At 66.5% G+C, this 24047-nt stretch carries 22 protein-coding genes; 15 read left to right on the forward strand and 7 right to left on the reverse strand.

The window, feature by feature from the left end:
- Positions 1 to 21 precede the first annotated feature (21 nt).
- Positions 22 to 612: a hypothetical protein gene (locus ACFQ50_RS05885; protein ID WP_377994591.1), complete on the reverse strand. Its 591-nt coding sequence runs from the start codon at positions 610 to 612 to the stop codon at positions 22 to 24.
- A 404-nt stretch (positions 613 to 1016) separates the two neighbouring features.
- Between ACFQ50_RS05885 and ACFQ50_RS05890 the strand changes: the two genes are divergently transcribed.
- The 10 genes from ACFQ50_RS05890 to ACFQ50_RS05935 all read left to right on the forward strand — a co-directional run bounded on the left by ACFQ50_RS05890 (position 1017) and on the right by ACFQ50_RS05935 (position 15426).
- On the forward strand, positions 1017 to 2129 hold the full coding sequence (locus tag ACFQ50_RS05890) for a hypothetical protein (protein ID WP_377994592.1): 1113 nt from the start codon (positions 1017 to 1019) through the stop codon (positions 2127 to 2129).
- 108 nt (positions 2130 to 2237) lie between these two features.
- Positions 2238 to 3638 carry a hypothetical protein gene (locus ACFQ50_RS05895; protein ID WP_377994593.1) on the forward strand — a complete coding sequence of 467 codons (1401 nt, stop codon included), beginning with the start codon at positions 2238 to 2240 and terminating at the stop codon, positions 3636 to 3638.
- Between the two features lie 263 nt (positions 3639 to 3901).
- Complete coding sequence (locus ACFQ50_RS05900) at positions 3902 to 6760, forward strand: hypothetical protein (protein WP_377994594.1); 2859 nt, start codon at positions 3902 to 3904, stop codon at positions 6758 to 6760.
- Positions 6757 to 7779, forward strand: coding sequence for a phosphate ABC transporter permease subunit PstC (gene pstC / locus ACFQ50_RS05905; protein ID WP_377994595.1), 1023 nt, complete (start codon positions 6757 to 6759; stop codon positions 7777 to 7779). The genes ACFQ50_RS05900 and pstC overlap by 4 nt, the downstream gene beginning before the upstream one ends.
- Before the next feature lie 2 nt (positions 7780 to 7781).
- A complete protein-coding gene (locus ACFQ50_RS05910) occupies positions 7782 to 9143 on the forward strand; it encodes a PstA family ABC transporter permease (protein WP_377994596.1) in 1362 nt (453 codons plus the stop codon).
- Positions 9143 to 10912, forward strand: coding sequence for a substrate-binding domain-containing protein (locus ACFQ50_RS05915; RefSeq protein WP_377994597.1), 1770 nt, complete (start codon positions 9143 to 9145; stop codon positions 10910 to 10912). Before ACFQ50_RS05910 ends, ACFQ50_RS05915 begins: the two co-directional genes overlap by 1 nt.
- Complete coding sequence (locus tag ACFQ50_RS05920) at positions 10909 to 11904, forward strand: sortase (protein WP_377994598.1); 996 nt, start codon at positions 10909 to 10911, stop codon at positions 11902 to 11904. The genes ACFQ50_RS05915 and ACFQ50_RS05920 overlap by 4 nt, the downstream gene beginning before the upstream one ends.
- 14 nt (positions 11905 to 11918) lie before the next feature.
- Positions 11919 to 12857 (forward strand): phosphate ABC transporter ATP-binding protein PstB, encoded by a 939-nt coding sequence (pstB, locus tag ACFQ50_RS05925; protein ID WP_377994600.1) that lies wholly within the window; start codon positions 11919 to 11921, stop codon positions 12855 to 12857.
- 4 nt (positions 12858 to 12861) lie between these two features.
- Positions 12862 to 13728: a lytic murein transglycosylase gene (locus ACFQ50_RS05930; protein ID WP_377994601.1), complete on the forward strand. Its 867-nt coding sequence runs from the start codon at positions 12862 to 12864 to the stop codon at positions 13726 to 13728.
- A 930-nt stretch (positions 13729 to 14658) separates the two neighbouring features.
- Positions 14659 to 15426, forward strand: a complete 768-nt coding sequence (locus ACFQ50_RS05935) for a polysaccharide deacetylase family protein (protein WP_377994602.1) — start codon at positions 14659 to 14661, stop codon at positions 15424 to 15426.
- Positions 15427 to 15432: 6 nt separating this feature from the next.
- On the opposite strand, the gene ACFQ50_RS05940 is transcribed toward ACFQ50_RS05935, so the two are convergent.
- Together ACFQ50_RS05940 and ACFQ50_RS05945 are read right to left on the reverse strand one after the other, a co-directional pair.
- Entirely contained in the window at positions 15433 to 16995 is a 1563-nt protein-coding gene (locus ACFQ50_RS05940) for a N,N-dimethylformamidase beta subunit family domain-containing protein (protein WP_377994604.1), read from the reverse strand.
- A 168-nt stretch (positions 16996 to 17163) separates the two neighbouring features.
- Positions 17164 to 17439, reverse strand: a complete 276-nt coding sequence (locus ACFQ50_RS05945; RefSeq protein WP_377994605.1) for a hypothetical protein — start codon at positions 17437 to 17439, stop codon at positions 17164 to 17166.
- Positions 17440 to 17739: 300 nt separating this feature from the next.
- Between ACFQ50_RS05945 and ACFQ50_RS05950 the strand changes: the two genes are divergently transcribed.
- Complete coding sequence (locus ACFQ50_RS05950; protein ID WP_377994606.1) at positions 17740 to 18042, forward strand: DUF4193 domain-containing protein; 303 nt, start codon at positions 17740 to 17742, stop codon at positions 18040 to 18042.
- Positions 18043 to 18314: 272 nt separating this feature from the next.
- On the opposite strand, the gene ACFQ50_RS05955 is transcribed toward ACFQ50_RS05950, so the two are convergent.
- Positions 18315 to 18620: a transketolase C-terminal domain-containing protein gene (locus ACFQ50_RS05955; RefSeq protein WP_377994607.1), complete on the reverse strand. Its 306-nt coding sequence runs from the start codon at positions 18618 to 18620 to the stop codon at positions 18315 to 18317.
- A gap of 5 nt (positions 18621 to 18625) precedes the next feature.
- Complete coding sequence (locus ACFQ50_RS05960) at positions 18626 to 18811, reverse strand: transketolase C-terminal domain-containing protein (protein WP_377994608.1); 186 nt, start codon at positions 18809 to 18811, stop codon at positions 18626 to 18628.
- Here ACFQ50_RS05960 and ACFQ50_RS05965 point away from each other — a divergent pair.
- A complete protein-coding gene (locus ACFQ50_RS05965; protein WP_377994695.1) occupies positions 18726 to 19028 on the forward strand; it encodes a hypothetical protein in 303 nt (100 codons plus the stop codon). The genes ACFQ50_RS05960 and ACFQ50_RS05965 overlap by 86 nt on opposite strands.
- Positions 19029 to 19382: 354 nt before the next feature.
- On the opposite strand, the gene ACFQ50_RS05970 is transcribed toward ACFQ50_RS05965, so the two are convergent.
- Complete coding sequence (locus ACFQ50_RS05970) at positions 19383 to 19541, reverse strand: hypothetical protein (RefSeq protein ID WP_377994609.1); 159 nt, start codon at positions 19539 to 19541, stop codon at positions 19383 to 19385.
- A gap of 142 nt (positions 19542 to 19683) precedes the next feature.
- On the opposite strand from ACFQ50_RS05970, the gene ACFQ50_RS05975 reads away from it, so the two are divergent.
- The 3 genes from ACFQ50_RS05975 to ACFQ50_RS05985 all read left to right on the forward strand — a co-directional run bounded on the left by ACFQ50_RS05975 (position 19684) and on the right by ACFQ50_RS05985 (position 22938).
- Positions 19684 to 20190 carry a hypothetical protein gene (locus ACFQ50_RS05975; RefSeq protein ID WP_377994610.1) on the forward strand — a complete coding sequence of 169 codons (507 nt, stop codon included), beginning with the start codon at positions 19684 to 19686 and terminating at the stop codon, positions 20188 to 20190.
- Positions 20157 to 20876 carry a nucleotidyl transferase AbiEii/AbiGii toxin family protein gene (locus ACFQ50_RS05980; protein WP_377994611.1) on the forward strand — a complete coding sequence of 240 codons (720 nt, stop codon included), beginning with the start codon at positions 20157 to 20159 and terminating at the stop codon, positions 20874 to 20876. The genes ACFQ50_RS05975 and ACFQ50_RS05980 overlap by 34 nt, the downstream gene beginning before the upstream one ends.
- A gap of 688 nt (positions 20877 to 21564) precedes the next feature.
- Positions 21565 to 22938 carry an MFS transporter gene (locus ACFQ50_RS05985; RefSeq protein ID WP_377994612.1) on the forward strand — a complete coding sequence of 458 codons (1374 nt, stop codon included), beginning with the start codon at positions 21565 to 21567 and terminating at the stop codon, positions 22936 to 22938.
- A gap of 96 nt (positions 22939 to 23034) precedes the next feature.
- Here the strand turns inward: ACFQ50_RS05985 and ACFQ50_RS05990 are convergent, their stop codons facing one another.
- Positions 23035 to 23688 carry a helix-turn-helix domain-containing protein gene (locus tag ACFQ50_RS05990; RefSeq protein WP_377994692.1) on the reverse strand — a complete coding sequence of 218 codons (654 nt, stop codon included), beginning with the start codon at positions 23686 to 23688 and terminating at the stop codon, positions 23035 to 23037.
- Between the last annotated feature and the right edge of the window lie 359 nt (positions 23689 to 24047).

Genomic DNA, 24047 nt, shown 5'->3' on the forward strand with positions numbered 1-24047 from the left:
GCAGCGCGCAGTTTCGTGCGCTCAGCACGGTTGAAGTGCCGGGACGGCATCCCCTGGCGACTCGGTGGCATACCGCGGACCGTGCTTGGCCACTGCGGCGCTAATGGTGGCGTCCATCAATGCGCGCAGGGCGGAGGCCGCGGACTTTTCACAGTCGCGGGCTGTGCCGTACCAGGCGGGGGCCATTATCAGTGGGCGGCTGCCGGATCCGGCATGCCAGCCGTAGGTCCCGGTATCGGGGTGCCGGATGAAGCTGACTTTGAGAGTGCTCGCGTGGTCCAGTGCTGATTGCGCGTGGCTGACTGCCAGGGCTTCGGAGGCGAAGGTGCCGGCTCCGCGACCGAGCTCCCTGTGGTTGCCGGAGATGAGCCGCCAGATCGTCACTGGCTCCCGGTATCCGGGCACCCGTCTCGTCAGCGGCCGGGGCGCCACTGGTGCATGAGGCTGGACCAGCGGGACGGCGGGGCGGTGGCGGTACAAGAGTTGCGGGTTCCGCAATGTGAAGCCGGGATGCGGAACTGAGGCGAGCACCTCGGTCTCCCGTTCCTTCCAGCGTGCGACGGCGGGGGCCGCCTGGTCCTTGAAGGACGTCAGGGCAATGCGCTCGTTCACCAACTCGTTCTCCTCCATGGCTGGGCCCCGATCAAGTTGTCAGGCGCGGATCAAGATTTGCCCCAGTGAAGATCAAGATTCGTTCAAGAACGGCGCGGGCTGCGCGAGGCCTCCGGGATGTCTCCGCTGGGCATTTCCGGTCGCTAAGCATCGGCCTTTCAGGCCCGCACGGTCAGACCGCATTGGGTTTCCCTCCGGGTCGGCTGATGTTCACCTGGAAGGCGCCGTTCCTTTATCCGGGGCTTCGTGGGGCCGGGCCGCCCTGCCGCAGACTTTCTCTGGCTCCACCCGTACACAGCGGCGTGCCAACCAAGAAGCGGCTGCTGACCAGCGGCAGGAGGGCATCGTTGATGCCCTCCCGGCGGCCATCCGTCAATTAACTGATTCCTAGATGGGGAAACATCATGAATTCAAAGACCCTCAAGAAAGCCGGGGTCATCAGCGCGTCTGTGCTGGTTCTGGGGCTTACCGGTGTCACCCTCGCCTCGGCCGATCCGGTATCGGCCGGCCGGCCGTACGCGGCCGTCGGCTCCGACACCACCCAGGATGTCTGGAACGGCCTGACCAACGCCGGGCCGCTGAAGACCGTGGCCTCCTACGACGCGTTCGGGACTCCGACCGTCACGCTGGAAACGGGCAAGCAGTTGTCCCGCCCCGCCGGCTCCGGCGCGGGCGTTAAGGCACTGAGTGCGGCCCACAACCCGCTGAACCACGTCTACAAGGACACTGCCGGCAACGCCTTCACCCTGGCACCTGAGGACATCAGCATCGCCCGGTCGTCGTCATCGCCGTCGGTGGCGGGGAACGATCTGACGTTCCTGCCGTTCGCGCGTGACGCGGTCACCGTCGCCTACAAGGACTCCGCCGGCACCGCGGCGCTTGACCTGACGGCTGAGCAAATCAGGAACATCTTCACCTGCACCGCGGGGGCAGGTGTCACGATCGACGCCGGCGGCAAGCCCGTCGTGAACGGTATCACGCTGACCCCGAAGCTGCCCCAGGCAAGTTCCGGCACGCGCAGCTTCTTCCTGAAGGCGGCCGGCGTGAGCGTCAGCACCACGTGCATTCCGGCCGGAAACCAGACGTCAGCGGAGAACAGCGGTGCGGCACTGGCCAATGAGGGCGACATCATCCCCTTCTCCGCCGCACAGTGGATCGCCCAGAAGAACGGGGCCACCGCCGACACCACCGCAGCCGGCCAGATGATTGCCGATATTGACGGCCTGAAGGCCGTGGATCCGGCATCATCGGGCTCCTCCCTGCGCCCGGGAACCCTGTTCGGAAACCCCTCTCTCGTTCCCGACGGAGCGGTGGGCACGTTCGCCCGCGACACCTACAACGTGGTGCCTGCCTCCGTGCAGACGGCGACTGATGGGCGGTCCATCATCCTCCGGAACACGGTGACCACGCTGCTGAAGACAACCGCAGGCAAGAGCATCATCACCCGGTTTGGCTTCAGGAACGTCGATTACGCCGGCGACTGGACCAAGGGCAAGCCCTCCGGCTACACCAACTAGCAGCCACCCCGGGCCGGCTCCCGCTCCCGTGCCCGGACAAAGTCAGTTCCCGCACACAGCAATCACACTTCCCGCTTTCGGGCGAACCATTCATGAAAGAGAAGGCTCATGGCCATCGAAGGCACTACATTGATCCGCCGGGGGGCCAAGGCCGCCGCCGGCGTTGCCGCCGGCGCGCTGCTGTTGACCGGCAGCATCGTCCCGGCCCATGCTGTTGTACCCGCCGGTTCCGCCGGCACCGTGACCTCGGATAAAACCACGGGTGCCTGGTCCGCCGCGGACCTCGCCGCAACAGCCCTGACAACGGACATCACCTGCCCCGTCATCGATGCGATGTCCGGCGCCCTGGTCTTCCTGTCCGAACCTGGCGCCGAGACGCCCGCGGTTGCCGGCCCGGACGTCCGGGTGGAGACGCTGTACCCGTTCACGCAGGACGCGCTGTTTCAGATGTCCCTTGACGGCAACGGCAACCTGGCCGCGCCGAGCACCCTGGAAAACGGCTTCCGGGACAGCAGCAACGCCGCGGTCGCCAGCATGGCTTCGGCGATGGCGCCCAACCACACCTACAGCATCGGCTACGTCTGCACCCAGCAGTCCGCCGACTTCGCCACCGCGACCGTCAACGCCGTGAACGGAAAGCCCGTCGCGGCCTGGGCGACCCTCACCACCGACGCCGCCGGGCAGTGGAGCATCAAGGCCGCCCAGGGAACATTCACCTCGGTACCGGCCCCGGCCATGAGCGGAACAACCGCCGTCGGCTACACCCTCACGGCCAAGGTCACCGCCCCCGTGCCGGCCCCGGACAGCACCTCGTTCCAGTGGCTGCGCAACGGAGCCCCGATCGCCGGGGCGACGGCGGCCACCTACAAGCAGGTTGCCGCCGACCAGGGACAAAAGATCAGTGTCCGGGCCAAGCACAGGAAGGCCGAATACGCCGACGCCGAGGCAACCTCGGGCGCCGTCACCGTCCAGGGAGTGTTCGGCGGTCTCGCCGCACCGAAGATCTCCGGAACAGCAGCGGCAGGCTACACGGTGAAGTCCGCGGTGACCCTGCCGACGCCCAAGCCGACTGCCGTAACGTACCGGTGGCTGCGCAACGGCGTGCTGATCAGCGGCGCAACATCCTCGAGCTACAGGCTGACCTCGCTGGACACCGGCAAGCAGATCCGGTCGCGGGCCTACTTCGCCCGTGCCGGGTACCTGTCGACGTACCGGGATTCCGCAGCCGTGGTTTCCAAGGCCGTCTTCAGCTCCGTCACGGCTCCTGGCATCACCGGGACCGCAAGGTCCGGCCACACCCTCAAGGCCGTCGTCAAGAGGCCCAACCCTGCCCCTTCGGCCACCAGCTACCAGTGGCTGCGGAACGGAGCCGCCATCAGCCGCGCGACCGGCGCCAGCTACAAGCTGACGGCCGCCGACCGCGGGAAGCAGATCCGTGTCCGGGTCATCTTCAGCCGCACAGGACACCTGAGTGCGTCGGCCACTTCGGCCTACAGGCTCTTCCGCTAACAACAATCCACCTGGGACGGGCCGGCGAATCCGGCCCGTCCCAGGTGTTTTACCCACTGTTCACCTGAAGGCTTTCGTTCCTTCGCCTGCCGACAGATGCCCCGGACCGGCGCCCCCGCATACTTACGGGGTGCCCGCCGCGGCGCTGCTGACGGGGCCCGTGCGGCCCGCTCCAGCACCCGCTGCCGGCATCCACAAAGACCCCGTTCCGAACCCGCCTGGCTCCGCCGGCACGTGCTGTACCGAAAGAACACGAACCCTTGATGACTCTTCCCAGCGTGCGCGCGCACACTTCCGCCGGCGGCGCCGGCTCCCGGGTCCTCCCCGTCCGGTTGGCTGCGGCGGCCGCCCTTCTGCTCGCCCTCACCGTCGCGGCACCCCTCCAAAGCGCCTCGGCCGCACCGGTTCCCGGATCCGACTGGGGCTCCCAAGGCACCATGGCGAGCGATTCGGCGGTCACGGTCAACTGGGACAACAGCGGCAACCCGGCCGGCGCCGTCGTCCCGCGGGGAGCCGACCAGCTGTTGCCGCACACGGCCGGGAAAACCTACGCTGACGTCAGCGCCCGGCTCAGAAGCGAAGCGGCAGCCACCTTCGGCTCCAATAACGGCCTGGGCGGACTCGCCGTCACCGTGTCACAGACCCGCAACCTGCAGAACCAGGCCGTCACCGTCTCCTTCTCCGGCGCCAAGGCGGTGGCCGGAAGCAACGGAAAGACCTCGACGTATCTGCAGGTGTTCCAGTGCTGGGGTGCTCCGGGTGCGGACGGCAAACCCGACCCGGACGCCGCCGCGCCCGACCCGGCCACGTGCCAGCTCGGCGCCACGGGACCAGACGGGGACATTTCCAACCCGGCCCACCAGCGGGCACTCCTGAACGACCCGCTGGTGCGCGGCGGGGACTGGGAACAGGCGGACAGCAAATCACCCACCATGAACCTCCCGGCACCGTTCCTGGCCATCAGCGGACAGTCGACCCGCATTACCGACGGCTTCAACCTCAGCGAATACCGGAACCCGTACTTCAACCGGACCTCCACCAACGAGCACTCACGCTTCATCGCCGCTGACACCGGCTCCGACACGGTGGCGGCCGCCGGATCGCGCACCTTCGAGGTGCAGACCGGCGCCGAAGCGTCAGGCCTGGGCTGCGGATACCGCCCCGACGCCCCGAGCGTGCGCAAATGCTGGCTTGTGGCGGTCCCGCGGACCGAGGTCATCGACAGCATTCTTGGCGCCGGACCGCTTTCGCCCAGCCTGTGGGCCACCCGGATACAGATCCCGCTGTATTTCCAGGACGTGGCCGCAGTCTGTCCCTCAGACCAGGCAGCAACCCTGAGTTTCGGCTCGGAATCCCTGGCCGCCGCGATGAAGTCCTGGATCCCCGGCATGTGCGCCCAGAAGCACTTCACGCTCGGGTTCTCACCGATGGCGGACATGCAGGCCCGCTCCCAGCTCAGCGGAGGCGAACCCCTCGCCTTCACCACCCGGCCGGTCACCGGCACGAAGCGCACGCTGTACGCCCCGGCCGCGGTGAGCGGCGTCGTGATCGCCATGACCATCGACAACGTCTGCACCCGCCGCTTCACGCAATACACTGCCGCCGACTGCGGCTACGCCAACGTTGCCGAGTTTGAGGCCGACAGGGCCCGCAACGGATCCCTGGTCCGCAACCTCCGCCTCAACGCCCGGCTCGTGGCGAAGCTGCTGACCCAAAGCTACGTCCTGCACACCGCACCGGCCTCCGCCGACAGCGCAGCCTTCGCCAAGCCGGGGAACACCCGCTACGGCCAGCCCATGACCTACAGCCTCCAGCAGGACCCCGAATTCCTCACCCTCAACCCCATCGGACTCGGCAGCGCCGGGAACCTGGCCCCTCCGATCGTGGAAGGGCTCCGCTCCGACGCCGCCTCGGCGGTGTGGGACTGGCTGCTCCACGACCCGGCCGCCAAGGCGTTCCTGGAAGGCTGCCCCGACCCGTCCGGCATGGTGATCAACCCCTTCTACTCCATGCGGACCTACACGTCTTGTGCCGACCGGGCCAGCGCCCTGGATGCGGCCGCGCAGCAGAAGATCGCGGACACCAAACAACCCGCCTCCTTCACCTATGCCACGCCGGTCTACCCCTCCGACAGCGCCCCGTACCCCCAGTCCTACTGGGCCGAAAAGCCTGCCGTTCTGCTCCCTGACGGCAGGACGGTGGACCAGCCGGCCCTGACCGTCGGCGACCAGTTCGCCCGGGTTGCGGACATGGCCACCGCCGCCCAGAACACGGTCCGCGCCCAGCCGGCGTCGGTCACCGAATGGTGCGCGGACTGCAGCCCGCCGGCCTTCAAGTCCGTGCCGCGGCAGGGATTCGGCAGCAGGAACGTCATCTCCGTCACCGACGCCGCGTCCGCCGCCAGGTTCCAGTTGCCGACCGCCCAGCTCTGCAATACCGACGGCTCCGCCTGCGTCGCGGCCACGAACGCCAGCCTGCAAACCGCCGCCACCGCCTTCGAACCCACCGGAACACCCGGCGTCGTGGGCCCCGACAGCACCCCCGACTACACCGCGGGCGCCTACCCCCTGACCGTTCCCGTCTACGGCGTAGTGAACACCGCCGCCGTCACACCGGGGGAGGCGGGCACCTACTCGAAGCTTTTCGACTACGTCGGAACCACCGGCCAGGAGCCGGGATTCGGCTCCGGCATGTTGCCCCCAGGCTATGCCCCGCTGAACACGGCACTGAAGGCCCGGGCCGCCGCAGCCGTGCAAACCCTCCGCACCATGGCAGAGCACGGCAGCAGCCCAGCAACCGCGGTGAAACCAACGTCGCCGCTGGCGGCCATCATCCACTCAACCGCGCCCGCTGTGCCCGAGCACATCGCAGCCGTGACCACCGGCGACGGGCCGGACCCCGGAGCCGCCGGAACCGCGGCCGGAGCCGCGGCCGGAGCCACCCCGGCGGCAGGCAAGGCACCGGCCGCTGCAGCCGCCGGCCAGGCCCCGGAACCCGTCGCGGGCAGCCCGACGGCACGGACCTCCAGCGCATGGCCCCAGCACCTGCTCCTCATCGGATTCGGCCTCGCCGCGGCCGCCGCGATCTCATCCCTGCTTCTGTCCCGAGGAAAACGCCGATGAGCACCTACCTGCGCGACCACACCGATGAACACCTCCAGGACGCGAAACCCCGGGCCCTCAAGTACAGGTTCGAACCGAAAGATTACGTCTTCCGCAGCATCACCCGCGCCGGCGGCGTCATCGTCCTGGTGGTGATGGCCATGGTCGGCATCTTCCTGGCCACGAACGGAATCCGCGCCATCACCGAAGTGGGCCTCTGGAAATTCCTGACCACACAGAACTGGGCACCGGAAAGCAACGACTTCGGCATCGCCGCCGTCCTGTGGGGCACCGTTCAGATCGCACTGGTCGCACTGCTCGTGGCGCTGCCGCTCTCCCTCGGAACATCCCTGTTCATCACCGAAGTGGCCCGCGGCCGGGTCCAGCGCACACTGACCTCCGTGATCGACCTGCTCGCGGCTGTCCCGTCCGTCGTCTTCGGCCTCTGGGGCGCCTACATGCTCCAGCCCAACATCGTCGACTTCAGCAAATGGATCTCGGTCTGGTTCGGCTGGATACCGATATTCCAGGTCCAGGGCGTGGACCCGGAAAGCCCGCTTCGTGACACCGTGCCTTTCACCGCCTCGACGTTCATCGCCGGCCTCGTCGTGGCGATGATGATCGTGCCGATCCAGACCTCCATCATGACCGAATCTTTCCGGCGCGCGCCCGTGGGTGAACGCGAAGGCGCCTTCGCCCTCGGCGCGACCCGCTGGGGCATGATCCGCGCCGTGGTGCTGCCCTTCGGCCGCGGCAGGATCATCGGCGGGACCATGCTGGGCCTGGGCCGCGCCCTGGGGGAGACCATCGCCATCTACCTCATCATCAGCCCTGTCTTCGAAATCAAGTTCCACATCCTCGAAAAGGGTGCGAACTCCATCGCCGCGATGATCGCCCTGAAGTACTCGGAGTCCAACGAGTTCGCGATGAGCGCGCTGATGGCTGCAGGCTTCGCATTGTTCATCGTGACCATGATCGTGAACTTCACGGCCTCGGCCATCATTGCCCGTTCCCGTTCCGGCGCCGAAAGCGAGGGCTGACCATGTCCCTGATCGACGAAATCAGCGTCCGCACCGCCGCGCCCGGCACCGCGGAGAACCGCACCCACCTGCCCCTGCTCGACAAACCCGACGCCGTGACCGACGAGCCACGCATCCGCCTGGGAGCAGCCCGGGAACGCACGCTCGTGCTGGCCGGGGCAGCCCTGGGCGCCCTGGCCATGGGACTGCTCCTGACCGTGGGCACAGGGCTGATCCCGCCGGGCTGGCTGTTCGCCGTGTCCTTCTTCTGGTTCCTGGTGCTCTACACGGCACTGGTCGCGCTGAAAGAACCGCTGCCCGTGGTGCGGGACGGCTTCGTCACCGTCCTGCTGTGCGCAGCCGGCGCCGCCGTCGTCGGCACCCTCGCCCTGGTGGTCTCCTTCACCTTCGGCCGCGGCCAGGAGGCCCTGGCCCATCTGAACTTCTTCACCCGGGACATGACCGGCGCCGGGCCCCTGTCCGGCCTGGGCGAAGGCGGCATCCTGCACGCCCTGGTGGGCACACTGCAGCAGATCTCCATCGCCCTCATCATCACGATTCCCCTGGGCCTGACCACCGCCGTCTTCCTCAACGAGGTCGGCGGCCCGTTTGCCCGCCTCGTGCGGACCGTCGTCGAAGCCATGACCGCGCTGCCGTCGGTGGTCGCAGGCCTGTTCATCTACGCCGCCGTCGTCATGGCCATCACCCGCCAGACGAACGGCTTCGCCGCCTCCCTGGCGATCACCGTGCTCATGCTGCCGATCATGATCCGGTCCGCGGACGTGGTACTGCGCCTGGTGCCGGGCAACCTGCGCGAGGCAGGGCTGGCCCTGGGCGCGGGGCAGTGGAGCGTCGTCTGGTACATCGTGCTGCCAACCGTCCGCTCCGGGCTGGCCACAGGCGTCATCCTGGCCACCGCCCATGGCATCGGGGAAACCGCACCGGTCCTGCTGACCTCCGGATTCACCGGAGTCATGAACCTCAACCCCTTTTACGGACCCCAGACCCCGCTGCCGCTGGCGGCCCTGGACCTGGTCCGCTCACCCGTCCCGGAAATGGTCTCCCGCGGCTTCGCCACCGCGGCCTTCCTGCTCCTGGTCGTCCTGCTGCTGTTCATCATCGCCCGGCTGATCGGCGGCCAGGAAGCCGGAAAGACCACCGACGCCCAGCTCCGCCGCATGGCCGCCGTGTCCCGCCGCGACCTGCCGCGAATCGAAGAGAACTACACCCGGCTGCTCCACGACCGGGACCGGTCCGCGGGAGAGCAGCCAGCGGCCAAAGACCACGCGGAACCCCCGCACGCCACCGAACCCACCGCTGAATCCGCCACCCAATCCACGGGTCAGGACAGCGCCACCGATGTGAACTGGCAGGAGAAGCCATGATGACCCGCAGACCGACCAGGACCCGCACCTTTGCCCGCATCGCCGGCATCCTCATGGCACTGGGGCTGATCTTCGCCGGGCTGGCCCCCGCCCAGGCCGCCAGCTACATCAGGATCGGCGGCTCCGGGTCGTCCTGGGCCGGCAACGCCCTGCAGGACTGGGTCTCCCGGGTCGGCTCCCAGGGCGTCACGGTCGATTACGAAAACAAGGGATCCTCCACCGGCCGCAAGGAATTCGCAGACAAGATGAAGCAGTTCGCCGTCTCGGAAATCCCCTACACCGGGGACACCGCAGATCCCCGCGACAACAGCCTGCCGTCCTTCAAGTACGCCATGCTGCCCGTCGTCGCCGGCGGAACGGCATTCATGTACAACCTGAAAACCGGAGCCAACCGGCTGACCAGCCTCAAACTCTCGCAGCAGGCCATCGCCAAGATCTTCACCGGGCAGGTCCAGAAGTGGAATGAACCGATCATCCGCGCCGACAACCCGGGCGTGCCGCTGCCGGACGCCCGCGTCAACGTCGTCGTGCGCTCCGACGGCTCAGGCGCGACCGCCCAGTTCACGCTCTGGCTGCTCCGCCAGTTCCCCGGGGACTACGCCAAGCTGTGCCAGAAGACAGGCTGCGATCCCCAGCGTGCGACGTCGTTCTTCCCGATAGGCAACGGACAGCTTCAGAACTTCGTGGCCCAGAACGGCTCCCAGGGCGTCACCACCTACACGGCCAACAACCAGTACACGATCAACTACGACGAGTACTCCTACGCCAAGGGCATCGACTTCCCGGCGGCACAGGTGAAGAACGCCGCAGGCTTCTACACACTGCCCACCGAATCCGCGGTCGCCGTCGCCCTGACGCAGGCGAAAATCAACCTCGACAGCAAATCGGCCAACTACCTCTCCCAGGACCTGTCACGGGTCTACGACTACCGGGATCCCCGCTCCTACCCGATGTCCGCCTACTCCTACATGATCGTCCCCACCCAGGCCACCGAGGCCCTGAACAACGCCCAGGGTGCAACCCTGGGATACTTCGCCAACTACGCCCTCTGCGAAGGGCAGCGGCCCATGGGCCAGCTCGGCTACTCGCCGCTGCCCATGAACCTCGTCCTCGCCGCGATGGACCAGATCCAGAAAATTCCCGGCGTCGACAAGTCCACCGTGGACAAGATGAACCAGACCAAGGCCAGCGTTAAAAGCGGCGGAACGCCGGCCTGCAACAACCCCACCTTCAAACCCGGCGACTCGCCCGCGATGAACCAGCTGGTCAGGGGCGCACCATTCGACCCCGCCTGCAACGCTGCCTGCCAGGCGCCCTGGGCCGGCTCCAACGCCGCTGAGAACCAGGGCCCGGGAAGCACCGGATCCAACACCGGCAACGGCGGCGGCAAGGCCGTGCCCGCGGCTGCCGGCGCCAAACCCTCGGGGTCAACGGCAGGGACGGCGGCAGCAGCGGCCGGATCCGCCGCGGCACCCGCCGCTGCGGCAGCTGCCGCCGGCATGAACACGTCTGCCGGATCTGCCGCCGCCTGCGACCCGGACACCGGCGCCTGCGGCACCACGGTCCAGGCCCAGGGCGCAACCGCCGGACAGGCGCTCACCCCGGTATCAACCACACTGGCCTCCACCAACGGCTGGGGACAATCCCAGACATTGCTGGTGGTCATCGGACTGCTGATGCTCGTGCTCGTGCTGGCCCCGCCGCTCGTGGCCCACCTGCTGGGCCGCCGGACCGCCTCCAAGGCCGGAAAGCAAGGATCCCCCACGTGAGCACCCTGACCAGCCCGGACACAGCCGAACCAGCCACCGCCGCATCGACCCCAGCGGAAGAGTCCGGAAACCGGACAACCCCCCGTACCGCCGGCGCGCGCCGCCGCCGTCGCCCGAACCGCCGGCCCAGGACCGTGACCCCGCCCAAACCCCTGGCAGTGGTGCTCTCCATGGCGCTGACCATGGTCGCGGCGATGATCACGCTTCAGCTGGTCAACATCATCGTCATCTCACCCCTGCAGCACGGCACGGCGCAGGCGCGCTTGTACGAGCAGCTGCGGCTCACCCTGAGTGAAGGCTCGGCGCCGCTGGGCCAGGCCGACTACGAAGGCAAGCTCGTGACACCGGGAACACCAATGGCACTGCTCACCATGCCGGACCTGAACGTGCGCGAGGTCATCGTCGAAGGAACCGCCGCCACGCAGACAATGGACGGGGTAGGGCACCGCCGCGACACACCGCTGCCCGGGCAGCCGGGCATCAGCGTGCTGATGGGCCGCTCGGGAGCCTTCGGCGGGGTCTTCCGGAATCTCCATCTGGCAGGAGCCGGCACAAGATTCACCGTTACCACAGCCCAGGGCGTTGCCAGCTACGAAGTCATCGGGCACCGCAGGGCCGGTGACACCGCACCGCCGCTTCCTGCGGCCACGGAGGGCCGGCTCACCCTGATCACTGCCGAGGGGCCGGCCTTCATGCCAAACGACGTGCTGCGCGTGGACGCCAAGCTGGTGTCCAAGGCCTTTGACAAACCCGCACCCGTCATCCTGCCGGGCTCGCTTCCGGACACGGAACAGGCCATGGGCCAGGACACCTCAAACCTGTTCGCCCTTGTTCTCCTCCTGCAGCTGCTGATCCTGGTCTCCCTTGCCGCCGTCTGGTCCTGGACACGGTGGGGCAAATGGGAAACCTGGCTCGTCTTCCTTCCGGTCGTGGGCGCCACCGCGCTGCTGACAGGAACCCAAATCAACCACCTTCTGCCCAACCTGCTCTAAGGGACATATCTGCCATGAACAAGCCTTCAGAGCCACACACCGTGGCCATAGACACACTGACGGACGCGCAACCGGACGGCCGGCCACTGGCCGTCTTCGACACCGACGACGCGTTCGACGCCTCAGCCAGCTTCCAGATCAGCGCCACGAAACGCTTCGACCTGGCTGCCCGGAACCCGGCCGCGGGACTGGACGCCGAAAACATCAGCGCATGGTTCGGCGACCGGAAAATCCTGGACCGCGTGTCCCTGAGCATGCCCGCCGGCACCGTCACCGCACTGATCGGCCCGTCAGGCTGCGGCAAATCCACCTTCCTGCGCATCCTGAACCGGATGCACGAAATGATCCCCAGCGCCTCCCTCGCAGGAGAAGTGCTCCTGGACGGCCAGGACATCTACGATCCGCGGCAGCGGATCACCGCAGCGCGCCGCAACATCGGCATGGTCTTTCAGAAGGCCAACCCGTTTCCGGCCATGTCCATCTACGAAAACACCGTCGCCGGGCTGAAGCTCGCCGGGGTCAAGGCCACCCGGGCCGAAAAAGACTTCCTGGTGGAGGATTCCCTGAAGAAGGCGTCCCTGTGGGACGAGGTCAAGGACCGCCTGCACCAGCCCGGGGGCGGGCTCTCAGGCGGGCAGCAGCAACGCCTGTGCATTGCACGGTCGCTCGCCGTCAGCCCCCGCGTCCTGCTGATGGATGAACCGTGTTCAGCGCTTGACCCCACCTCCACCCGGAGGGTCGAGGAAACCATAGACTCGCTGCGCGGCCAGGTGACGGTGGTGATCGTCACCCACAACATGCAGCAGGCGGCCCGCGTATCCGATACCTGCGCCTTCTTCCTCGCCGCACACAACACCCCCGGCGTCATCGTGGAGCACGGCGACACAGGCGCCATGTTCAACAACCCGCGGGACCAGCGGACCGACGACTACGTCAACGGCAGGTTCGGATAACCGCATGCCGCGCCTGAAACCCATCCTCCTGCTCAACCTCCTCGCGCTGGGCGTCATCGCGGGGTTCTGCTGCTGGGCCGTCCGGCTCCCAGTCCCCGACGCCGCTGCCCAAACTGCCCCGAACCCGGGGGAGGGCATCCGCTCCGTGGCAGGCGGCGTCACCCTGGCCCTGCCCGTTGACGCCGGACAGGCCGGCAGGCCCCAGCCTTTGCCGGCGGCCAGTGGCGCCACCGACAGCGCCGGGAAGGAGCCGGGCCCGGGTGTTCAGCCGCTCTCCGCCAGTCAGGGCACGGCGGAGAAATCGCCAGCGCCCGGCGCCGCGTGGCTCGCCCGCACGGCCGCCCGGACCGGGATCCCGTCCCGGGCCCTGCAGGCATACGCAGAGGCGACCAGCAGGACCAACGCGGCTACGCCCGGCTGCGGCATTGGCTGGAACACCGTGGCGGCCATCGGCCTGGTCGAGTCCGGGCACGGAACCCACGGCGGCGGTTCACTGACTGACACCGGCAACTCGAGCCAGCCGATTATTGGTCCTAGCCTGAACGGGGAAGGGTTCGCGCCGATCCCCGACACCGACGGCGGCGCCCTCGACGGCGACACCACCTGGGACCATGCTGTGGGGCCGATGCAATTCATTCCGTCCACATGGCAATCCGCCGGCCGCGACGGCAACGGGGACGGGGTCGCCGATCCACTGAACATCGACGACGCAGCGCTGAGCGCAGCAGCGTACCTGTGCGCGGAGGGCCGCGACCTCCTGTCGGGCGAAGACTGGACCAACGCCGTCCTGTCGTACAACCACTCGGAAGCCTATGTCAGCCAGGTCCGGGACCAGGCCAACGCCTACTCAGCCCTCGCAGCTGCTGGCTGACCGCGCTCCCAGCGAACCGGTGCCCGAAGCAGCGTCATCCTAGGCGGCGGGTGCGCCGGGAAAGTCACTAATCGCAGAAACCATCCGGTCCAGGAGTTCTGCCCGTCACTTCACGGCACGTACGGACGGGGCCAACGCTGCAGCGGATCCAGACAGGGGCGTACGGCGGCCCAGCATCGTGGCCAGGGGTCCGCCGAAGAGTTCGGAAACCAACAACCGGGTACCGCCATTCACCGGGGGCAAGGGTGCAGGTACGTACAGCACGGAACAGGCCGAACGCTCCGGAGTACACGAGGGACATCGGGCGCCTGGCCTTGCGCGGACGCTGAAACTGCGGGGTCTGGCTCCGGCTTTCCCAAGCCTGATTTTCTGACCGTCAACGATGGCGCCGTCGTGATGCGTCAAACCGGAGTCCCAAACCTCGAAATTGCTCGTATCAGTCAGGACATTCCAGACGGATTCCGGGGCAGCAGCAACGAACTCTTGGACCTGAAGGCTAACAGTTGGGCGGCCGCGATTCCGGCCCAGGCGGCCGGCCCACGCCCGGTTTCAGGCCGCGAGCCCCACGCATAGCAGTCGCACCCACGGCCTTCAACGGCAAGGCTTGTTCCACCCGGCAATTCCGGGTTACCGGCGTTGACGAAGCGGGCCCGCACGGAAGCCGATTCGCCACAGTCTGAAACAGACAGTTCTGGCCGGTGGTGCGCTTAGAGTCTTTGTGTGACTCCGACCGCTCACCCCGATTCCACCTCCGGCGCTTACCTCCCAGCCGGCCAGGTACCTAAGCGCAATTCATCCCTCCGAAGCCGGCGCGTATTTCTGTTGGCAGGCGCTGCGGCTGCCCTTTCCGCCTGCGCACCCGCGACTGCGCCCAGTGCCACGGAGCCGGAAATGCCCGCGGTCGGCCGGCATCCGGGTACAGGCGCCCGCGTGCCGACCGGGCCGACCAAGGCGACCTTGTCGGCCGAGCGCGCAGGCATTGTCAAGAAATTCGGCGAGGCGAGCCCGCGTTACTGGGGCTTGGAGGCGCCAGGGGTGCAACTGCGGACGGCCGCCCACGACGCCGTCGCACTGACGTTCGACTGCTGCGGCGGCCACGGAGGGAACCGGGTGGACTGGGACCTGCTCGACTTCCTGGAGCGCAACGACGTCGCGGCCACATTTTTCCTCAATTACCGCTGGGTGCACGCGAACAGGACCGCAGCCCGGCGCCTGATCGCCAACCCGCTGTTCGACGTCGCCAATCACGGGTCAGCGCACCTGCCCTTGTCCGTAAGCGGAAGGAGCGCCTACGGAATTGCCGGTACGCGGGACGCGGGCTCCTGTTTCGACGAGGTGAGCATTAACCAGGAGTACCTGGCTGGCCTGATGCCCAAACCCCCGCGCTATTGCCGGTCGGGTACGGCCTTCTTCGACGACGTCGCCGTCGAAATCACCAGGACGATGGGGTTGCTTCCGGTGGGCTTCAGCGTCAATGGCGACGGCGGGGCGACCTTCCCGGCGCCGACGGTCGCTGCCCAGGTATCCGGGGCCGTAGCCGGGGACATTGTCATCGCGCACGCCAACCACCCCCGCGGCGGCACCGCCGACGGTATCAAATCAGCCGTCCCCGTGCTGCGCCGGCGCGGGCTGAAGTTCCTGCGTTTGTCCGACGTGGCCCCTGCCCCGGCTTCCGTTCCCGCGCCGGCGGCCTCGTGAACAGATCTAGCTGTGGCGGTGGCCCAGGGGGCCTGTTGCGGCTGCGGCGATGATGTTTTGGGTGACGCGGGTGGCGAAGGCCCGTGAGCGGGCGGGGACTGTGCTTTCGGTCTGGGCGAGGAGCCAGTCCATGGAGGCCATGTCGAGTACGCCAGCGCCGGCGGGTGTGGTGTAGAAGGTGGAGTCGGCCCAGCCGTGGTGGGTGTGGTGACCGGATTCGGGGGAATGTGCGAACACGTGCAGGTTGGCAGGGTATCGCAGCAGCGGGTACCTGGCTGTCGGGTAGACCTCATCGGTTTCGCCTTGTACGAGTCCGGGATAGGTCTCGCCCCTGGCTGCGCCGGTCCCTGTGAATGCGAAGAAGCGGGGGGCTGTGACGGTGAACGTGCCGGTGGCCTGCAGGTCCCCGTAGACCGCGCCGGTGAGGGTGGATTCGGCGTCGGGCCTGGGTCCCTGGCGCCATTGTGTGGTCACCGCGTCCGGATGGCTGAACCGGGCGGGGTCCAGCCGCGCCTCGCGGTAGCAGACCTCGACCCGGTTGGCCCCGGTCCGGGATGCCTCCAGCCGGGTCCGCCAGTACACGTTGTTTGCCCCGAAGAAGACGACGTTGGTGCCGCCGTTTCGGGCTGTCTCGATATTCCGTCGCAGGGCCGGGGACCAGTATTCGGAGTGTCCGGCAAAGATCACGGCCGCGGCTCCATTGACCAGGGACGGGTTCCCACTGATCCGGGCCTCGGTGGTGTAGGCCAGGCGCAGGCGAGGGTCGCGGATGGCTTCGGCGGCGCGGATCAGCGGGGTGTCGCGTCTGTCGATCTCGGTGAAATTCCTGTACGGCCGGTCAAAGGACACCTTGTACGAGCGGGTCCGGTACCGGTTTCCTGGGCCGGCGTAGAGGGAGTAGCCGCCCCACCTGTTGTAGGCCTGCATCGTGCAGTCGTTGACGACGAGTACGGCTTTTCCCTTGACTGCCGCGGACTCGACGACGAGGGGGATCATGTGGGCCTGGCCTGCGGCGCCGGTCAGTATCAGATAGTAGAGACCCTCCGGCCAGTTGCCGGTGTCCAGCCTGGTTGTCATGGCCCACGGGCACGAGACCATCCGGGTGACGCGCTGGACGGTGCAGGAGCGCTGCCTGCGCACGCTCACGGGTCCGGATGCCCAAACCAGGCGCTGGCCGGCTCCGTTGTAGTAACCGACCCGGAAGGCCCGGACGTTGATGCTGCCCAGGGTGGAGTTGATATAGAGATCCACGGTCCGTTGCCGGGGCGTGGAGGCGTTCTGGCCCAAGAATCCTTCCAGCGCCGCCGTCGACGACCAGTGGGTGGGGACCTGGTCGCGGGGAGTGCCCGGGCGACGGTTTTCCTTCGCCACATCGAACACGCCGAGCGAACCGGTACCCGCAGCCGACGCAACAACACCAACGGCGGGACTGGCGGCGCCGCCGCCTGTGCGCGGATATTCCAGTGGCGCCAGAAAGGAAAGTGCCAGGGAGAAAATTGTCAGGCAGGAAAGCGCAAAACCCGCGCTGAATGCGATGCGGCGCCAGGAGGCTGCATACTTCACGGTCATGTCCCCGGTGACCTTTCTCCCGAACCCCGTTGAGGGGGCGCACCTGAATGCATGAACAGAACGGACGTCCAAACCTCTACGGACCGGGCAGCTGCCTCAGACTTTGGAGGGTTATGTGTTCTTCCCGGAGGGCCGGGTGGCGGTGCTGCCGCGCCGCCTTCCGGCTGTTCATCGCTCGTGGTGGCCTGGTCTTCGAAGGTCCGGGTCGCGAAGATGATCAAAAAGTGCTCTTTCCGGGTGTCCGGGGTTGTTCGCAACGTGCCTGAGCAGCTTCTCCCGGACTTGCGGACGTACGGGTGAAGAGAGGATGTCCACGATGATGCCGATGACCTGTTCGTAAAGGTCGGAGCGGGCCGTTGGCTCAGGCGTGCGGGAACCCGGCGCTTGCAGCTTCTGTGCGCCATCCGTGGCGTGTCCGGTGACGGGCTGAAATCCAATCAGCATGTCAGTATCCTTCCTGGCGCTGTTGGTTTCATCATGGGGCTGCACTCTGAGCCGACGATGAGACGTCGCTGAGACTCTTCTCATCATGAGTCGATGGAACGCATGCGCTCCGGGGGAGCACGCCCGGTTGGGCTCCGTTACGGTGCTTTGGCAAGATTCCCGCTTGGGGACCGGGCTGAAGCGAAGGACAAGTTTGCGGTCTCCCGGGCACTGCATGCGGTTGGCCAGTTGCGGGAACACCGGAGACATCATTTGCGTTGCAGTTCCGTCAGGCAAAACGCCCGAGAGAGAAGGACCGAAGTGGCAACGGATTACGACGAGGTACGCTCCGACGTTAAGGAGTCCCAGGACCGTTCGCTGGAGGCCCTGCAATCGGCCAACGCCCCGGATGCGCGGAGCGTCGTCCGTGAGCTGGACGAAACCGATGCGCTGGATGAGGCCATGACCCCGGGCGGGGAGTTCGTCGCCGAGGAACTGATTGTTCAGGTGGTTCCCCAGGCCAAGGATGAGTTCACCTGCTATTCCTGCTTTCTGGTCCGGCACAAGTCCCAGCTCGCACGGGTAATGGATGGCCACTCATATTGCATCGAGTGCGAGGGATAAGGGCGAAACTGGATGCCGGCCAGCAACAGCCGCAACAGCTGGATACAGTTTGAAGTTCCGGTGGGAGCCGGGCCGCAGGGGCGCCCAGCAGCAGGCGAATTGCAGGGAAATGTGCTGTTGCCGCTGAATGGTGCGCCAGCCGCCGGGCACAGTGGGTGCCATCTCAGGCGAGGATGATTTCCAGCAGTGTGGCCAGGGCAGGGATGATGTTCAGTGTTGAACGCCTCTGCGGTGACCCCGGCGAATTCCCGTGGCCTGGCGTCTCGCGAACGTCAGGGTTTTTGGCCAGGAAGGGCCAAGTCACTGCGACCGGCGGGTGTTCCTGCCTGGATCAGGTGCCGGGCCGCCTGGGCGATGTGTTTGGCATCGATTCCTGCCCATGCGAGGAGTTCCGGCCCGGTTCCGGACCCGGGCATTCCGTGCACCGCCAGGTGCGATATCGACAGGTCACTCGGTGGGGCCAGGAGTAACGCGTCCTTGACCGCCGAGCCGAGGCCGCCTTCGGGGTGGTGGTCTTCTGCGATGATGACGCGGCCGCGTGTCTCGCCGGCGGCGGTGAGCAGCGTTTCTGCGTCCACGGGTTTTACGGAGTAGCAGTCGATGACCCGTCCTGGATTCCTTCAGCACCGAGGATTTCCGCCGCCTTGAGTGCCTCGTGAAGGGTGACACCTGCCCCTATCAGCGTGACGTCGTCTGTGTCCGATGAGCGCAGATCGTCGGCGGGGCCGCTCCTGCTCCATGGAGTGCTGGACCGCGCGACAAGGGACATCGACGCACGATACGCCCCTGGCGACCTGGTCGACGAGGTGGCGGACGATATGGCGCGGGAGTACGGTCTGCCCCCGAAGTGGCTGAACCCCAATGCGGCGGCATTCCTGCCCGACCAAGCCCAGTGGATCGCGGGACCGGAGGGGACATCCCCAGCGGTCAGGCTCGCTGATCTGCCCACTCTGGCCGCGATGAAAATGGCGGCAGAGCGGACTTAAGACATCGAGGATCTCGGACACATAGTGCTCGCATTGGGCATTGGGCATTGGGCATTGGGCATTGGGCATTGAGCATTGAGCAGGCCGGGGAACTCGTGGGGCTCGCGTTTGAGAAATATGGCGAACATTCCGTGGCTCTCAGTGCGCCGGCCGAAAAGCGCATGGCCAACCTCCCCAGGGATAACGCGGCCGGTCGTAGCGCTGTTGCTCGGTAAGGAATCACAGAGCAGTCACGTTGAGTCCCCTGAACCGCCCCAGCGGCAGGGGAAGGGACGGCGCCGGCACGCGGCAAAGCGTCGGCCTAGGAGTTCAGCCGTACTGGGTGAACCCGTCACCCAGCGTGTCTCGCTGCGGTTAGAGGAAGCCTTGGACGGCGCGTTCGATGGCGTCCGCGCCGTCCTGGAGTGCCTGCGGCATGAGGTGCCCATAGACTTCTTCGGTGGTTCGGGTGGCGGCGTGGCCGAGCCGGCGCGAGATGGCGAACATGGAAACTGTTCCGTCCTGGATATTCATGGCACGGCTCCCGGCTGGCTGCGTGGCTGTCACCTCAAGCCCGGTTGCCGCTGGCAGACCTTGACAAAAGCATTCCTCGGTGTCATGACACCCTGTAACGTTAGAAGCGGAAGGAACAGGAAGGTAGCGAGGGGATGGTGCTATGTCAGCCGGTACAACGAGGCATACGATCCGCATCGAGGACGACTTGTGGGACCAGGCCCATGCCAAGGCTGCCAGCGAGGGTACGACGGTTTCTGAACGCGTGCGGGCGGGACTGCGGGAGTATGTTTACGGGCCGGGGGCCCGGCACACCATTGCTGATTCCCTCGTCTACCTGGTCCCGCATGCGCTTGAGGATTTGAAAGGGCCGGTGTCGGGTACGGTGCAGCTGCCGATCCATTTGGACTGGGGCCCGGACAGGGTCTACGACGTGGCTGACGATGGAAGCTGCGCCGCGGTGTACCAATTGACGCTGCAGAACTCGGGGTCGGTCGATGAAATGGGCGCGATCGTCAATGCCGGTCGGCTGCTTGCCCTGTGGCCCTCGATGCGGCTGCCCGGCCGGTGCCGTCACCTCTGGGAGAGTGCCTTCCCTCAGCTTCCCCAGCACCGTGAGAGCAGGGAGCATCCGTCGTGGACGACGCTCAGCGCGCAGCCACCGGAATAGCTTTGTCTGTTCTCGCTGAAGCCGGCTTCATCCTCGCCGGTGGGCAGGCGCTGGCCGAACACGGCGTGATCGCCCGGATGTCGGAGGACGTCGATCTGTTCGCGCTGTACCGGAGGCACACCCCCGAAACGTTCGCGGCGTCCGTGGACAAGATGAGAGCAGCCCTTGAAGCGGCCGGGTACACGGTCGAGGTCACGCGCCAGTACCAGGCGTTCGCCAGCGTGACCGTGGAACAGGGCGACACGACAGTCGTCATGGACCTCGGCCTGGACTGGTGGGAGCACCAGCCCGCCGACCTGGACCTCGGTCCGGTCATGTCGCTGAAGGATTCGGTGGCCTCGAAACTTCTGACGGTTTATTCTCGCGGTTACGCCCGCGACTATCTTGATGCGTATTCGATCATCAGCAGTGAACGGTTCACCCCGGGGCAGCTGATCGACTTGTGCCGGCGACGGGACCCGCATTTTGACCGAGAGATGTTCGCTGCGGCCATGACGGGTCACCGCACCGTGCCGACCACCGAATTCACCAAGTACGGCCTTCCGGCCGAAGAGCTCTCACGGCTGGATACCACCCTCACGGGATTCGCCAAAACCATCCGTCAGTACAAATACGCCGGCCAAACCATTGAACCGGTAGACCTCACCGGCCCCGGTCACCCCGGAGGCGGCCCTGAACTAGCGTGACGGACCCTTGACGCGGTCAGGTTTCCGCTGATGGGACCCACACAACCCTAAAACGTCAAGTTGCAACCTGAGAGATTCTCTAGCCATTGTCAGAAAAGATCAATCAGAACCCCTCTCTGACGGCTCCATGGACCGCCGCCTGACGTCAGGCTAGGCTGTGCCAGAACTGGATCTGTGGAGTGCGGCACCAGGTCAGAACCCACGAAGCGACGTCTCGGGCGACGGGCGCCGTTGCATGGGCGACGGGCTACAGGACCTATTTCGCCGCGCTGTCGGGATTCTGAGGAGGCAGGAGAAGTCGGCCTGTAGCGCCGCCTCTACAGCTCCCCCGTGCCGTCGTCCCGATCGATTTCCCTGCCGGGCGCCCTGGAATTCTGGAGCCCATCAGGGAGCGAGGAAGCCTCGCTCCCTGATCAACCTCAGCCCTCCATGTCGGCGGCAAGCTAAGGCTCTGAACTGAGTGGCAAAGCTGGCGGGGGTGCGGGTACAGGACGGGCAATTGACGGCGGCGCTGCTGTTTCACATTGGAACACTGTGCGCTGTGACACGCCTTTACCTTGGATACAGATGCCGCGGCGGCTGTCACTTTTGGGGGCGCCGCGGCAAGACTGCCCGTCGCTTCTTAAAGCGGGTGCAAGCATTCCCACCTGTTCCGCTGGCCAGTGAGCCTGTTTCAAGGGAGAAACACATGACAAGCACCACCACCACGTCGTCGCCGCCGGCGATGACACCCCGCCGCGCGGCGACAGCCGCGCTCCTTGGAAGCGCGCTCGAGTACTACGACTTTTTTGTGTACGGCGCCGCAGCGGCCCTCGTCTTCAACGTGCTGTTTTTTCCGTCCGGGGATCCCGCTGTAGCGTTGATCGGATCGTTTGCCACCTTTGCGGGGGGCTACGTGGCCCGGCCTGTCGGCGCGGTCGTGATGGGTCACTTCGGTGATCGCCTTGGCCGCAAGCGGGTCATGCTTGCGACGGTGGTCATGATGGGCGTGGCCTCCTTCGCCATCGGGTGTCTTCCGACGTACGACCAGGTGGGTGTGCTGACCCCGGCGCTGCTGGTGGTCCTGCGCGTAGTCCAGGGCTTCTCCGCGGGGGCCGAATCTGCGGGTGCCTCGACGTTGACGGTCGAGCACTCCCCGGCTGGGCGGAGGGGCTTCTTTACCAGTTTCGTCATGGTGGGCTACGCCGTGGGCTGCTCCTTGGCGACCATAGTCTTCCTGCCAGTGGCGCTTCTACCCGCCGAACACCTTTACGGTTGGGGCTGGAGGGTTCCCTTCTGGCTCAGCGCCGTCGTGGTGGTGATTACGTACTACGTGCGCAGCCATCTGGATGAAACGCCGGTGTTCGCCGAGGCCAAGGACGTAAGTGCTGTCCGGAAGCTGCCTTTGAGCGACGTGTTCAAGCATCACTGGCGGAGTGTGCTCTGCGTTGCCGGGGCGTCGCTGATGGCAGCGATGCAGACCCTGTTCGCCGTGTTCAGCTTGTCCTATGGTGCCTCGGTCGGGGTGGACCGGAGCGCGATGCTAGCCGTTATCTCCGGTGCCATAGCGTTGTCCATCTTCACCCTTCCGGCAGCCGGCTACCTCTCCGATGTCATCGGCAGGAAGCGGACAATGTTGATCTCCTCTGCCGGCTGTGCGGTTACGATCTTCGGCTACCTGTGGGCGATCTCGACGACGGACATCCTGCTCATTGCGGTCTTCGCCTTCATCAACATGACGCTGTTCTTCAGCTGCTACAACGGCGTGTGGACCTCCTTCTTCGCAGAGCAGTTCCCGGCACCTGTCCGCTTCACGGGCATGGCCGTCAGCAACCAGCTAGGAAATCTCCTGGCCGGATTCGCCCCCATGGTCGCGGCGATACTCCTTGTGCCCGGCCCGTCGGGTTGGCTGCCGGTGGCAATCTTCGGCGCGGTCGCCGCCGGCATCGCTGCGGTCGCCGTGACGGGAATGCGCGAGACGTCCAAGACCCCCACGGAACTGCTTGGCGGTCCCCGGGTTGAGGCTTTGCGGCAGCACCTGAACCGGACCGAACCAGCTGACTCCACGCGCGCCTTGACGTGATCCCGGACCAGACGAACTAGAAAAGCGGCCACGAACGGGCCCCCGACACAGCGTCGGGGGCCCGTTCGTGTGGGGGAGAAGCGCCAGATTCCCGGGTTATGGTCCGGGGGCGATCATTCGTTCGTCGTCGTCAATTTTCAGGGCACGCATCTTGCGGTACATGGTGGTGCGGCCGATGCCCAGAATTTCCGCGGCACGGGACTTGTTGCCGTCGGATTCGGCCAAGGCAGCCACGATGGCATCGCGCTCGGACTGCTCGTAGCGGCTGAGCGAGGACAAAGCCGTCTGGCGCATGGGGGCTGGCAGGTCCTTGGTCTGGATGAGGCCGTTGCCGACTGCACGTCGAAGGTCAGCGAGGAGCCGTGCCAGCTCGGCCATATTGCCCGGCCAGCGCCAAGCCAGCAGGCATTGAAGCGCTGCGGGGGAGAACCGCGGAGAGGGTGCCCCGGGGAAGAGTTCGGCCGAAACCTCGCGCACGATGTCCAGCAGCTCACCGCGCAGGTCCACAAGGGATGGCAGGCGCACCGGAACTTGAAGACCCCCGGCACCGTCGTAGGTCAGTGAGGCGTTGGTCCGTTGGGTGAGGATCACACGCGCCCCGGGGTGGACGCCGGGGCGTTCTACCGCCGCAAATCCCGCGAGCCGCTCTACCAACTCATCGTCGGGGCTGGCTCCAGCGACAACTATCCCGCAGCCTTCATTCAACGCCGCTTCCATGCGCGCCCAGGCCGGCCCGTCCTCGGTGAGCATTTCTGCGGTGAAGGTCTTAGGCTCCCGCCCGGCGTGCTGCCGCAGCCACTTTGAGGACTGGTAACGCTTCCCAGTACCAGGGTCCCCGACAACGCGGATCAGGGCATCGACGGCGGCAGCAGCGGTGAGCCCGCGTTGGAGGGCGCTGTAAGAGGTCGTCGTCCTGGCTTGGCGGGAGGACAGGCCGACCAGCACGTCGCGGAGCGCCGGCTCGGATCTTTGCTCGGGGCGGTTGATGACGGCAGGACCACCCTCGGTGGCCGCGCTGGCTGGCGCCGTAAACTCCAGCGCGAAGATCGCGTCCTGGCCAGCGCGGCCGAGGCGGCGCACCATGGCTTCGGTTCCGAGAACGGGGAGTT

The organism is Arthrobacter sp. NPDC056493, from assembly GCF_042795115.1.
Classification (GTDB): Bacteria; Actinomycetota; Actinomycetes; order Actinomycetales; family Micrococcaceae; genus Arthrobacter.